The 12,814-nt window shown below is 38.3% G+C and carries 12 protein-coding genes; 4 read left to right on the plus strand and 8 right to left on the minus strand.

Features of this window, described 5'->3' with window-relative positions:
- Positions 1 to 88: 88 nt before the first annotated feature.
- The 8 genes from IX38_RS12910 to IX38_RS12945 form a co-directional block, all read right to left on the minus strand.
- Positions 89 to 427 carry a helix-turn-helix domain-containing protein gene (locus tag IX38_RS12910; RefSeq protein WP_034705660.1) on the minus strand — a complete coding sequence of 113 codons (339 nt, stop codon included), beginning with the start codon at positions 425 to 427 and terminating at the stop codon, positions 89 to 91.
- 41 nt (positions 428 to 468) lie between these two features.
- Positions 469 to 1,656 carry a site-specific integrase gene (locus IX38_RS12915; protein ID WP_084680271.1) on the minus strand — a complete coding sequence of 396 codons (1,188 nt, stop codon included), beginning with the start codon at positions 1,654 to 1,656 and terminating at the stop codon, positions 469 to 471.
- Between the two features lie 138 nt (positions 1,657 to 1,794).
- Complete coding sequence (locus tag IX38_RS22395) at positions 1,795 to 2,382, minus strand: helix-turn-helix domain-containing protein (RefSeq protein ID WP_034705662.1); 588 nt, start codon at positions 2,380 to 2,382, stop codon at positions 1,795 to 1,797.
- A gap of 227 nt (positions 2,383 to 2,609) precedes the next feature.
- Positions 2,610 to 3,995, minus strand: coding sequence for a tRNA uridine-5-carboxymethylaminomethyl(34) synthesis GTPase MnmE (mnmE, locus tag IX38_RS12925; RefSeq protein ID WP_034705664.1), 1,386 nt, complete (start codon positions 3,993 to 3,995; stop codon positions 2,610 to 2,612).
- Positions 3,996 to 4,095: 100 nt separating this feature from the next.
- Positions 4,096 to 4,674, minus strand: coding sequence for an NAD(P)H-dependent oxidoreductase (locus tag IX38_RS12930; RefSeq protein ID WP_034705666.1), 579 nt, complete (start codon positions 4,672 to 4,674; stop codon positions 4,096 to 4,098).
- Complete coding sequence (locus IX38_RS12935; protein WP_034705667.1) at positions 4,671 to 5,693, minus strand: saccharopine dehydrogenase family protein; 1,023 nt, start codon at positions 5,691 to 5,693, stop codon at positions 4,671 to 4,673. Before IX38_RS12935 ends, IX38_RS12930 begins: the two co-directional genes overlap by 4 nt.
- 108 nt (positions 5,694 to 5,801) lie before the next feature.
- Positions 5,802 to 6,368 (minus strand): Crp/Fnr family transcriptional regulator, encoded by a 567-nt coding sequence (locus IX38_RS12940; protein ID WP_034705668.1) that lies wholly within the window; start codon positions 6,366 to 6,368, stop codon positions 5,802 to 5,804.
- 521 nt (positions 6,369 to 6,889) lie between these two features.
- Positions 6,890 to 8,659 (minus strand): aminopeptidase P family protein, encoded by a 1,770-nt coding sequence (locus IX38_RS12945; protein WP_034705670.1) that lies wholly within the window; start codon positions 8,657 to 8,659, stop codon positions 6,890 to 6,892.
- Positions 8,660 to 9,006: 347 nt separating this feature from the next.
- On the opposite strand from IX38_RS12945, the gene IX38_RS12950 reads away from it, so the two are divergent.
- The 4 genes from IX38_RS12950 (at position 9,007) to pruA (ending at position 12,673) form a co-directional block, all read left to right on the plus strand.
- On the plus strand, positions 9,007 to 9,444 hold the full coding sequence (locus tag IX38_RS12950; protein WP_034705671.1) for a DUF6526 family protein: 438 nt from the start codon (positions 9,007 to 9,009) through the stop codon (positions 9,442 to 9,444).
- A gap of 32 nt (positions 9,445 to 9,476) precedes the next feature.
- On the plus strand, positions 9,477 to 9,644 hold the full coding sequence (locus tag IX38_RS22400; protein ID WP_084680272.1) for a phosphatidate cytidylyltransferase: 168 nt from the start codon (positions 9,477 to 9,479) through the stop codon (positions 9,642 to 9,644).
- 9 nt (positions 9,645 to 9,653) lie between these two features.
- Positions 9,654 to 10,760 carry a DNA topoisomerase IB gene (locus IX38_RS12955; RefSeq protein WP_034705673.1) on the plus strand — a complete coding sequence of 369 codons (1,107 nt, stop codon included), beginning with the start codon at positions 9,654 to 9,656 and terminating at the stop codon, positions 10,758 to 10,760.
- Positions 10,761 to 11,047: 287 nt separating this feature from the next.
- Complete coding sequence (pruA, locus tag IX38_RS12960) at positions 11,048 to 12,673, plus strand: L-glutamate gamma-semialdehyde dehydrogenase (RefSeq protein WP_034705675.1); 1,626 nt, start codon at positions 11,048 to 11,050, stop codon at positions 12,671 to 12,673.
- The last annotated feature ends 141 nt before the right edge of the window (positions 12,674 to 12,814 follow it).

Below are 12,814 nucleotides of genomic sequence, written 5' to 3' on the forward strand. Positions count from 1 at the left end.
AAATCATTTTATACTAGAAGGAAATAAAGGGTAACAACTTCTCTTTACCATCTACTTCCACTTTATAAAGCCAATTCATAATTACTTACTATCGATTTCTCTTTCCCATCTTCTTAGTTATTTCTATAGCGCTAGAATTGATCTCATGTAATGACTTTTTTTTGCCATCCTGAATCCACTTTAATAATTCTAATTTTGAGAAGTAGAGGCGATTCCCTTGTTTGTAAAAAGGAACTTCACGTTTACAAACTTTGGTATATAGTGTTGGCAGGGTAAATTTTAGTATCCCACCAGCTTCTTTGGCACCTATAAAATCATTTTCTGCTAAATCTTTCTGATAGATTTCTAAAAGGGCTTCGATTTTATCTAATTTTTCTTCCATCCTAGCCAGAACATTAGGCAACTGTTCAAATGTGTAATTTTTCATACTTTTTTGATAATTGTAATTAAATTGGCAGCTTATATAACTCAATTGGCAGGATAAGGATGCATTTGGCTGTCATTGGCATTCACTGACGATGGAGTTGAAATTATATTTTCTCCAATATTGAAAATACTTAGTTTTATTTTTTCTGAGGCTTCTTTTTTCAGACTATCTACAATCTTAGCGTATATTTCAGTCGTTTTAATATTTTTATGTCCCAATAGTTTTGAAACTGTATAAATCGAAGTGCCGCACGCAAGTTGTAAGGTTGCAAAGGTATGTCTGAAACCGTGGAAAGTAAAATGTTTCTCTATTCCCGCATTTATAAGCCATTTTTTTAGTTCCTTTACAACATGATCATATTTAAGTCCTTCAAAAACTTTTTTAGTAGGATCACCCGATGATCCCAGCAATTGGATTGTTTGATCAGAAACTGGATAATATTCTACATTGTCAGTTTTTTCCTGCTGGTACAGAATATAATAATTACCCTTTGCACCTTGTATTTCGCTCCATAATAAGGTTTCTACATCAGAATATCGGAAGCCTGTCATTGCCGAGAATAAACCGGCTTTCTTCACAAGTACTGAATCACAGTGGGTTTCAGCCAGTTTCTCCAGTTCATGCATAAATAGAAATTCCCGATGCGTATCTTCAGGTGTAATGCTTTCCACAATTCTACCTAAGTCGATGGGTAAAAATCTCTTTTTATAGGCTTCTTTTAAAGTACTTTTAAATTTGGCAAAGTAGCTAACTGCAGTATTTGTTTTTATCTTACGCTTTGCCCTGCCTATCCCAGGAGCAGAAAGAAGAAAATCAGCATATTCCTCACAAAAAGTTTCATTTAGATGGGTAAAGGGAAAATCATCGCCAACGAATGCTTTAAAATATCTGACCGACATCTCCCAATTGGCACTCCCAGGTCTTTTGCCTGCCTCTTCTTCAAAAAAATCTATAAAATTAGATTTCAATTTAGATTCAGAAAGAAAATCAAATCTTCTATTCTGTATATCCAGCTGACGTTTCGCACGTATATGTTCTCCCAGGCTTAAAGTTTCTTTATTATGTTCTTTTTCCAGCTCCGTTCTTGGACGGCTGTAAACAAATATTTTCAAATAGTATTTTCTTTGCATCTTGCCTGTTTTTGGATTAGGAACAGGAGGATAGATATCTAAGAATAAGGTTTGCCTGCCTTTAGTGATTGCCTTTTTTCTTAAAGAGACTTTTGCCATGTCTTTAGGTTTGGAATTAATATTAAAAAGAATGGAATGGACGAATAGACGTATTTGAAGCTGTTGGCTATCATTGTCTTTATTTGACCCGGAAGTCAGATAAAGTCACACAGCTAGTTTGCCCCATAAATTTGCAGTTTAAGAATCTTCTACTATTAGTCTTTTGAATATAGAGTCAATATCTTGTTTAGCGATATAAACAAATTTGCCATTACTATATTTGGGGATTTTATGAATCGAGATTATACGGCGTAAAGTCGCATCAGCAATTCCATACCTTGAAAGTATCTCACCGACGGTGTAACAATCTTTTTTGGAAGGCTGCTTATCAAAATCAACCGAGCTATTTTGAGAATTGACTATAGTGGACTTATTGGAAAATAGAGCATCAATATCCTTTTTATGGATCCGGGTCTTTCTGACAGAAAGATTTATAGCATTGAGCCTGCCTTGCTCTATCATATCATAGATTGTGCGCGGATCGCACTGCAGCATAACCGCTGCTTCTCTGACTGTCAGGGATTCTAAAGTTTTAACAGCCACATAAGGAGTATTCCTGAGCTTTTGGGTTTCGACCTCACTTTCGGCGATCTTCTGTTTTTTAATCCTTGCCTTGTACGCTCTTTTCGCACAATCATCACCACAATACTTGGTAACTGTAGTTTTAGCAACAAATTCATGCCCGCAATGCTGGCAGATTCTTGTAATCTTAATATTCGAACTCATAAAATTTTATTTTTCGGATAGTAAGACGCATTAAGATGCATTAAGGTACATTAAGATATTAAGCGAAGTAATCTCTCCGAGTTTAAAAAAATTGTAAGAGTTCAGTTCTGAGGGACAAATAGGGGACAAATTTTACCAAAACAGAGCAAATTCCAACAAATCAAAATAAAATCAATTTTTATTAAGTACTTGATTTTCATCAATTTACTTTGTTTTGTTTTGCCTTATTATTTGCCGATACAAAACTTAGAAAAAATATTCCCCAGCACCTCATCATTTGTAACTTCCCCCGAAATTTCACCAAGATGTTCTAATGCATTTCTTAATTCGTATGCCAGCAATTCTGTGGAGATCTGGAAAGCAATGGCTTCTTTCACTTTATGGGCAGCATTTAATGATTTCTGCAGAGCTTCAAAGTGTCTTTGGTTCGTAATGACTACGTTATTTTCCTGGGATTTCAGCTGTTCAACGTAGGAAGATAATTCGTTTTTAAGGTCCTGAATATTCTGGTTTTCTACTGCTGAAATTCTTATAAAATCAAAGTCGTGATCTATTTTGCTTCTGAAGATATCTTCTACCGTTTCGTATTTTGGGGGCAGTACTTCGTCAATTTTTGTGGCACAGATGATCAGTTTCAGGTCATCTCTCTGCAGAGATCGGATCATTTCAATATCTTCCGAATAATCTTCTGTTGCAGCATCTGCCAGATATACGAGAATATTGGCATTTTCTACTTTTTCCCTGGCCTTTTTCACCCCGATCGCTTCAATTTCATCCTGGGTTTCACGAAGCCCGGCCGTATCAATCAGGCGGAATGCATGACCTTTGATATGTAAAATTTCTTCAATCGTATCCCTTGTAGTTCCGGCAATATTGCTTACTATTGCTCTTTCTTCCTTCAATAAAGCATTTAACAGGGTGGATTTACCGGCATTCGGCTTTCCGATGATAGCAACTGCCGTTCCGTTTTTAATGGCATTTCCGTACTGGAAACTTTCAATAAGGGAATCCAATTTCAATTCAATTTTATCCAGCAATCCCTTAAGAGCCGAACGGTCCGCAAATTCTACATCTTCCTCAGCAAAATCCAGTTCAAGTTCGATCAGGGAAACAAAATTCAGAAGATCTGTTCTCAGGATCGATATTTCATTGGTAATCCCTCCCTTCAGCTGGCTGATGGCTACTTTTCTGGAGGCTTCATTTTCAGACGCAATTACATCTGCAATGGCTTCCGCCTGCGAAAGATCTATTCTTCCGTTGATGAATGCACGAAGGGTAAATTCGCCCGCTTTCGCCATTCTTGCTCCATTTTTAGTCAGGGTTTCCAAAATACGTTTTCCGATATGCGGTGAGCCGTGAAAAGCTATTTCCACAGAGTTTTCTGTAGTAAAACTTTTCGGAGCCAGGAAAATAGAAACCATCACTTCATCAATAGCTTCCTCATCATCCATAAAATAACCGTAATGAATGGTGTGGGACTTTTGCTTTTCCAGTTTTTTGCCCGGAAAGCTTTTCTGGACAACCGATAAAGCATCGTTTCCTGAAACCCTGATAATTCCTAAAGCTCCTACTCCATTGGCCGTAGCCAGTGCGCAAATCGTATCGTTATTCATAGTGCAAATTTACGGTTTTTCAGGTTAATTCTTTACAGGGTCTTTTATATAGATTGTCTATTGCTTTGATTGCTTCGTCACCCCGTTCCTGCAATAACGTTTACTTCTGCCGTATGCCCAATGCTCTCACTTCCTTAAGCCATTGGCTGCGCTGTGCTTCAGTAGAAGTTCTTATTATGCCTATATAAGTCACTTTTACCGGCTTTATTCCACAGAATTCCAGAGTTGATTTTTTCAGCTGATTAACACTTGGCCGTCCATAAAAAAGCTGATAATACCAGCCCGGCTGGTCGAGGGTTGTGATGATGTGAGCCGTTCTTCCTTTCAGCAGCTTATCCCACCAAACCGAATTTTCTCTGTACTGGTAAGCAAATCCGGAAAGAAAAACCCTGTCAATAAAACCTTTCATCAACGCGGGCAGCCCACCCCACCAAACCGGATGAATCCAGACCAGATGATCTGCCCACTGTATAATTTCCCTGGCGTTCAGCAGATCCGGCTCCAGTTCCATTCTTTTCCGGTATCCAAAATGCAGAACAGGGTCAAAGTTCAGTCCGGCAATTACGATTTCTCTGACTTCCGCTCCCGATTGTACGGCTCCTTCTTTATAAGCCTCTGCAATTCCAAAATTGAATGAATCTTTATTGGGATGTCCGTTGATAATGACTATTTTTTTCATTTTGATCTTTTTATATTAATGGATCCATACGCTTTAAGCTTCTCCAGAAGTAATGACGGCTGATGAAGCTGATGGCTGAAGTAGATATTATTTTCGTGGGAATTCATCAGGAGCTCTTCCGTATGAAGTACTGCAGAAAGCGCCGTTAATTCGGCCTGCCCTTTTGTACTTTGCAGGCTTAATCTTTCATTTCCATCTTTGGTTTTTACAACAATCTCAAATATGCTCTGATCGCCGTTTCCACTGGATCCGAAAATCATTTTCCGTTCTTTTAAAGATAAGATATTAAAAATTCTTACTTTTTGAAATGCACCCAAAAGCCACGTTATGAATTTTGAATTGTAAGTCATTTTAACACTGACATTAGGGATCTTTTCAATCTGATTGAGAATATATAAATCCGGCACATCAAAGTTATACACTTCTCTTTTTCCTATTCCAAAAGAAAAATCAAAATCTTCCGAATCCAAAAAATGTTTTACGGGGATCTGCCTGTTGTTTTCATACCTGATAAAAGGTTTGGCTACATTTTCCGCCATAAAATGTGCTGAACTTTCTCCTGCAAGGTCTTTCACGGAATAATATACAAAAAGTTTTACTTCCTGAATATCTGCTGTGCGGCTTGAAAGTGTTTTTACCAGACCATTGACAATACCGCCCATCCATCCGGAGCTGAACACAATCCTGCTCCCTGTTTCTCTGCTTTTGGCCAGAGTATATGCTTTTACAAGATCGGGAGTAGGCTTCGTAATATCCAGATAGTCTATTTTATTTTCCATAACGAAACGAAGAATATGATCCTCTTTATCATTCACGGAAAGAATCACCAAATCTATTTTATTTTCCTTAATGATCTGAAAAGTAGCGGGATCGGTCACATCAATTTTAAGATGATTATCTGTTCCGCCTTTCCTGCCTCCGGTGAAAATATTGGCATGAGGATTTCTTGATTTCAGAATGCGGATAATTGTTTGACCTACAAGACCGTTTCCTCCAACGACGAGAATGTTATGCTCCATATTATTTTTTTTACAAAATTAGAGAGCTGTAATGCTGAAATACAGGACAAATGTCCAAAACTAAGATCTGTTGGTGATTTTTATTCTTTTGTAGATTTTACAGTTTTTTTATAGCGTAACTTCTTTTCTGATTCTGCTGAGATGCCTTTGGGTAATGCCTAAGTAAGACGCCAGATACTGCAGCGGAATCTTCTGAACATAATCCGGCTGATCGCCCAGCAGAGTTCCATAGCGTTGTGCAGCGCTGTCTCTCTGGAGCTGGAAAAATCTTTTTTCAAGTTCAAGGTATTCCTGTTCGGCAATCATCTTTAAAAATTTCGTCCAGTTAAGGTCATCTTTTACCAGGTGATCTACAGCATCTTTCTTTAAAACCATCAACTCGGCATCAGTAATGGCCTGCATGTTTTCCCTGCCGGGACAGTCTGAAATAAATGAGGAATAGCCAGCCATAAGCTGAGCAGGAAACCGGAAACAATAGGTCATATCTCTTCCTTCATCCGAAATGTAATAGGAACGGAAAATTCCCGATACAATAAACGCTATTTCCCTGCACAGGTCTCCTTCCCGCACAAAAAAATCATTTTTATACACCTTTCTGGTTTCAAAAAGCTGTAAGAAATCCCGGATTTCATTTTCTGAGAATACAGCAAAGCTCCGGAAATAATCCTCTATCATATTTTTCAAATGGCAACCCGGAATCCTATCAGGTTTTTAGCCTATTTTCAGCTAAATTAAACAAAATACAAGGTCATTGCAAGCATTTGAATTTTTTCTGATGCTATTATTTATGATAATATTATTTTAAAGCAAAGATCATCTTAAGACTTGTATATTTTAAGTGACTTGTAATAAAATCAATTAGCATTGATTTGAATAAGTAGATGTTCATTTTGTAATTACTGATGGAAAAAATAAAACCGTTTCAGAACGAAACGGTTTTACCTGCTTTGAATTTTACTAAGTATATGAAGATGAATGATGTTTTATTGTTGATACAAAGATAGATGACGCCGCATGATCTTGTGTCAGGGAAATCCCTAAAATTATATCCGTGAAAATACGGTTGCATTAATAAAAAAAGCCCTGCGGATTTCTCTGCAGGGCTTCAAATTTATCTAACAATTATTAATGTTCAAAATATGGACTCAATGTTTAAGTTTCAAAATTGCCCCTTTCACATTCATCATTCACATTAATTAAAGTGGACTTACCAATTCAAGGAACCATGTTTTAACATCTCCTTCAAGGTAAGGACCTATCTTTTCTTCACACTTTTTGTGGTAGCCATTCAGCCATGCAATTTCTTCTTCCGAAAGGATTTCTTTCACAATAGTATCTTTAAAGAACGGGCAGAATGTAAGGGTTTCAAACTCATAGAAAGTTCCGTGAATTGTTTTTTCCGCTTCTTTTACAGCAATCAGGTTTTCGTGTCGAATTCCGTATTCTCCTTCAAGATAATATCCCGGTTCATTGGAACATACCATTCCCGGAAGAAGATCCTGCGGGTTCATGTCTTTTCTGATATTCTGAGGGCCTTCGTGAACGTTCATGAAACTTCCCACTCCATGGCCTGTCCCGTGATTGAAGTCTTTTCCTTCCATCCACAAAGGAAGTCTTGCAATAGCATCAAGATGAACACCTTTTGTTCCTTTCGGGAACTTCACCACAGATAAACGGATGAGCCCCTGAAGTACTAAGGTTGAATTTCTTTTGAATTCATCAGAAACAGCTCCTAAAGCCAAAGTTCTTGTAATATCGGTAGTCCCTTCCAGATACTGCCCTCCTGAATCTACCAGGATGCTGGCATCATTGGTAACCACCTTACTTCCTTCACTTTTTGCGGAATAGTGCATGATAGCACCGTTATCTTTATATCCTACAATGCTGCCGAAGCTTTCTCCTACGAAGTTTTCTCCTTCTGCCCGGAAGCCTCTCAGTTTCTCACCGATAGAATATTCATTCATGTTTTCTTTTCCGGCATTATGGGTCAGCCAGTAAAGGAATTTCACCATAGCAACACCGTCTCTTACCATTACTGTTCTGAATCCTTCCAACTCGGTTTCGTTTTTCTGGGCTTTCATCAGATTACCAGGAACCGGAGCTTTCATAAACTGGTTGCCGTCTTTTAAGCTTTCAAAAATCATCTGATTGCTGTTTGGAGAAACCAGCACTTTTTCATTCCTGAATGCTTTCAGGTAGTTGTAAAACTCTTCGTAAGGCATCATTTTTACAAAGGAATCATCCATTTGTTTTCTGGCACCTACTTCCAGCTTTTCAAGATCGGTGAACAGCACTGCGTCATTTTTGGTAATGACAACATATCCTAAAAATACAGGATTGCTTTCTACATCGCTTCCTCTTAAATTCAATGTCCATGCTACATCATCAAGACTGGAAATAATATGAACGGTAGCTTCCAGATCTTCCATTTTCTGGCGGATCGCTCCCAGTTTATCGGTAACAGATTTTCCTGCTCTTTCTACAGTCTGTACGAAAATTGGATTTTTTGAAGGCGTACCTCTGTCTTTCCAAATCTCCTTTAACAGCGGAATATCCGTTAAGGTTATATTTTTTGACTGTAGTTTTTGCGAAAGCAGTTCCCAATTGGCATTTGAGGTGGCAACAGCATTAACGGCTACTTTTCCGCCGGCAGGAATCTGAGAAATAATCCAGTCTATATAATTGGGAGTTCCTTCCATTCCGTCTTTAAAAAGATCGATGCCTGAACCTTCCAGCTCAATGGCAGCCTGGGTAAAATATCTTCCGTCCGTCCAGAGACCTGCTTTATCTTTCGTAACTACCACAAAACCCGCAGAGCCTAAAAACCCTGACAGCCAAGCTCTTTCCTGCCATTCTTCAGGCAGATATTCACTCATATGCGGATCTGCAGAATATACTATAAATGCATCAACATTATTTTTCTGCATTTCTTCACGAAGTGCAGCCACTTTTTCCTTTGAAGTCATTCTTTTTCTTTTTTTAAACACCGAAAGTTACGAAAAAATTGAGGTTTGGAAATGAAATCTGTACCGTATTTTCGTTAATGATTTATTATTTTTTCTTTACCACGGATTCAATCTGTTAGAGATCATTTTGGCAAATCAACGTATTGTTTCATGAATTGATTGTATTTCTTTACTGAATGAAATGTCCTTGTTTTTTCTTGCCTTTGCGATATTCCCAAATAATTTTACTTTATGATTTATAAAAAATAATCAGCAGTATTAATTCTAATATGCATTTACGTACCACAAAAACAAAATTATCATTAAACATAAGAAGTTTTGGAAAGATTATTGCTATAATTCACCATATGAGAGAGCAGAATTACAAAAATCACAGGAAATTTTATCCGCCACACCATTTCATTTATCTTCCGCTGCTGATCGTAATGGAAATTTTTGGAATTTATGAAATCCTGAACGATCCCAGAAATCAGCTCACCTGGATATTATTTTCTATCGTAATATTTCTGCTTTTCTATCTGGCTTTTATGACGAGACAGCATTATGCTCTGGGGCTTCAGAACCGTATGGTAAGACTTGAATTCAAACAGCGGTATTTTGAAATTTTCGGGCAGAGGTCTGATGATGTGGCCGATAAGCTGGGGTTCGATCAAATAGCAGCCTTGAGGTTCGCCTATGACGATGAATTTAAAGAGCTTTTGTACCGGGCGCTTCACGAAAACATCTCCGGAGACGAGATCAAACGTTCTATCATGAACTGGAGAGCCGACCGCCAGAGAATCTGATTTAGCATTTAACACCAAAAAATATTTATATCATGAGAAAGTTGACTTTATACAGTATGACCATATTCACATTGCTGACGTTAACGAGCTGTGAGGCCATAGAAACTATTTTTAAGGCTGGAATGTGGTGGGGAATTATCCTGGTCGTTGCAGTGGTAGTAATCCTTTTTCTGATCTTTTCGAGGGGTAAGAACTCTTAACCATTTTTTATGGAGAAGAATACGGATCTGGAAATCATTTCTCACTTAAAGCCTTCAAAAATTGTCAAGATCATGAAGGATCCCGAAGCCTCCGCAAAGGCGGTGCATCTTGTATATACCACCGATGCGGAAACGGCAGGGATTACCCGCAAGAAAACGGGAAAGAAGTATTCTTATTACAAAGACGGTAAAAAGCTTAAAGATAAAGACGAAATCACGAGGATCAACAAGCTGGTCATCCCTCCTGCATGGGAAAATGTCTGGATCTGTGCTCTTGACAACGGCCATCTTCAGGCTACCGGTTTTGATGTAAAAAAAAGAAAGCAATACCGCTATCATCCCTTGTGGAGCGCTTTAAGAAATCATACGAAATTTTACAGGATGCTTCAGTTCGGGTATGCATTACCTGATATCCGGCTCCGGGTGGAACAGGATCTTGCCTTAAGAAATTTTGAGAAGAGAAAAATACTGGCATTGATTGTAAGCCTGATGCAGCGTACGAACATCCGTATCGGCAATAATGCTTATGAAAAACTATACGGTTCCTTTGGCTTAACGACTCTGAAAGGCAAGCACGTAAAAATTAACGGTCAGAAAATTTCCTTTTCGTTTAAAGGAAAGAAAGGGATTATGCATAATATTGACCTCAAAAGCCGGAGACTTTCAAAACTTGTGCAAAAATGCAAGGATATTCCCGGAAAAGAGCTTTTCCAGTATTTTGATGATGAAGGAAACCGCCATTCGATAGATTCGGGGATGGTCAATGAGTATATTAAGGAAATAAGCGGGGAAGATTTCACGGCTAAAGATTTCAGAACATGGTCGGGAACGGTAAGTGCTCTGATTGCTTTTAAAGAGATCGGATACGCCGAAAATAACACTCAATATAAAAAAAAGGTGAAAGAAGCTTTAGAAATCGTTGCTGAACACCTGGGAAATACCAGTACGGTCTGCAGAAAGTATTATGTGCATCCACTGGTGATCAATCTTTATGAGAATAATACGATCAAAAAGTATCTCGACGAACTGGAACAGATTGAGGAAAATGACGGAAAAGCAGGCCTTACTCATGAAGAAAAGCTTGTCCTGAAAATTCTGGAAAATGAAAAAATGTAAGTTTACAGAAAACATCTATACAGTTAAAAAACTTTGCGCCTTTGCGGTTTCCCAACAAAAGTTTAAACAAATTCATTGTTTAAATGCATCTAAAGGCATAATTAATTTTTAAAATCAACTCAAAAAAGCTAATTCTCACCAATCTTTATCATCAAAATTAATATTCTTTACATTTTAAGCAGTGTTGAATTTCATTTCATAAGAATAAGCCGTTTTTTTTCTTTGCGTTAATTATTGTAAATTTGTATATCAACATTTGTATCAATTTTAAAACAATACAACATAATATGTCAAAAGCAATTTCGCAAGTACCATTTGCAGTAAACGAGCCGGTAAATTCTTATGTACCGGGATCTCCGGAAGTTAAAAGCCTTATTGCCACTTACAAAAAAATGTGGGCCGAGAAGACAGAAATTCCAATGATCATCAACGGAAAGGAAGTGAAAACTGACGAGAAAGTTCAGCTTCAGTCTCCTCAGGATCATGCTCATGATTTCGGGTTTTACTATAAAGGTACGATGCAGCATGTAGATGACGCTATCAACGCGGCACTGGCAGCAAAAAAAGAATGGAACGAACTGGGCTGGGAACAGCGTGCAGCTATTTTCCTTAAGGCAGCTGATCTTTTGGCCGGGCCTTACAGAGACGTGATCAATGCAGCGACTATGATCGGACAGTCCAAGAATGTACACCAGGCTGAAATTGATGCGGCGTGTGAATTCATCGATTTCTTGAGATTCAACGTAGAATTCATGACTGAAATGTATTCTGAGCAGCCGGTTTCCGACAGCGGAATCTGGAACCGTGTAGAGTACAGACCATTGGAAGGGTTCTGTTTTGCGGTAACTCCATTCAACTTCACGGCGATCTCCGGAAACCTGCCTGCCTGTATGGCAATGCTTGGAAACGTTGTTGTTTGGAAGCCTTCCGACAAGCAGGTTTATTCTGCCAAAGTAATCATGGATGTATTAATTGAAGCGGGTCTTCCTGCGGGTGTTATCAACATGGTTTTCACAGACGGGAAAGAAACTGCTGAAAAAGTACTTGCACATCGTGATTTTGCAGGTCTTCACTTCACAGGTTCTACTAAAGTATTCCAGGGAATGTGGAAAATGATCGGTGATAATATTCATAACTACAGAACATATCCGAGAATCGTTGGGGAAACCGGTGGAAAAGATTTCGTGATCGCTCACCCTTCTTCAAATGTGGAGGCCGTAGCTACTGCTTTGGTAAGAGGTTCTTTTGAATATCAGGGACAGAAATGTTCTGCCGCTTCAAGAGCTTATGTTCCTAAGTCTCTTTGGGCTGATGTGAAAAAAGTGATGGAAACCCAGATCAATTCAATTAAAGTGGGTTCTCCGGAAGATCCTTCAAACTTCGTTAATGCGGTAATCGACAAAAATTCTTTTGAGAAATGTAAAGGTTATATCGACAGAGCAACTGCTTCTGGTGAAGCTGAAATAGCTATCGGCGGAAAAGTTGATGATTCTAAAGGATGGTTTGTATACCCAACCGTTATTGAAACGACAAATCCTCATTACGAAAGTATGGTAGAAGAGATCTTCGGCCCTATTTTATCCGTATATGTATATGAAGATCAGGACTGGAAAGAAACCTTGAAGCTGGTAGATTCCACTTCACCATATTCGTTGACAGGTTCTGTTTTCTCACAAGATCGTTACGCAATCAATGAGGCCTTCAAAGCTTTGGAAAATGCTTCAGGTAACTTCTACATCAATGATAAACCAACAGGTGCTGTGGTAGGACAACAGCCTTTCGGTGGTGGAAGAGCCTCAGGAACTAATGATAAAGCCGGTTCTAAGATGAATCTTTTAAGATGGACATCTGTGAGAAGTATCAAAGAAACTTTCGTTTCTCCAAAAGACTATAAATATCCATACCTTGGATAAAAATTAGGTTGTGAATTATTGGTGAATAATCGGTAATCAGCAATGAATAATAATACAGCCCTGGAATTTATTCCGGGGCTTTTTCATAGATCAATGATAATGATTTGCTGATCAAAAGTAATGATTGCGCGGATATTTAAA

Source organism: Chryseobacterium luteum (genome assembly GCF_000737785.1).
GTDB classification, from domain to species: Bacteria; Bacteroidota; Bacteroidia; order Flavobacteriales; family Weeksellaceae; genus Chryseobacterium; species Chryseobacterium luteum.

Coding starts and splice junctions, on each gene's coding strand:
- IX38_RS12910 (WP_034705660.1), bottom strand. CDS start 427: ATGAAAAATTACACATTTGAACAGTTGCCTAATGTTCTGGCTAGGATG.
- IX38_RS12915 (WP_084680271.1), bottom strand. CDS start 1,656: ATGGCAAAAGTCTCTTTAAGAAAAAAGGCAATCACTAAAGGCAGGCAA.
- IX38_RS22395 (WP_034705662.1), bottom strand. CDS start 2,382: ATGAGTTCGAATATTAAGATTACAAGAATCTGCCAGCATTGCGGGCAT.
- mnmE (WP_034705664.1), bottom strand. CDS start 3,995: ATGAATAACGATACGATTTGCGCACTGGCTACGGCCAATGGAGTAGGA.
- IX38_RS12930 (WP_034705666.1), bottom strand. CDS start 4,674: ATGAAAAAAATAGTCATTATCAACGGACATCCCAATAAAGATTCATTC.
- IX38_RS12935 (WP_034705667.1), bottom strand. CDS start 5,693: ATGGAGCATAACATTCTCGTCGTTGGAGGAAACGGTCTTGTAGGTCAA.
- IX38_RS12940 (WP_034705668.1), bottom strand. CDS start 6,368: ATGATAGAGGATTATTTCCGGAGCTTTGCTGTATTCTCAGAAAATGAA.
- IX38_RS12945 (WP_034705670.1), bottom strand. CDS start 8,659: ATGACTTCAAAGGAAAAAGTGGCTGCACTTCGTGAAGAAATGCAGAAA.
- IX38_RS12950 (WP_034705671.1), top strand. CDS start 9,007: ATGAGAGAGCAGAATTACAAAAATCACAGGAAATTTTATCCGCCACAC.
- IX38_RS22400 (WP_084680272.1), top strand. CDS start 9,477: ATGAGAAAGTTGACTTTATACAGTATGACCATATTCACATTGCTGACG.
- IX38_RS12955 (WP_034705673.1), top strand. CDS start 9,654: ATGGAGAAGAATACGGATCTGGAAATCATTTCTCACTTAAAGCCTTCA.
- pruA (WP_034705675.1), top strand. CDS start 11,048: ATGTCAAAAGCAATTTCGCAAGTACCATTTGCAGTAAACGAGCCGGTA.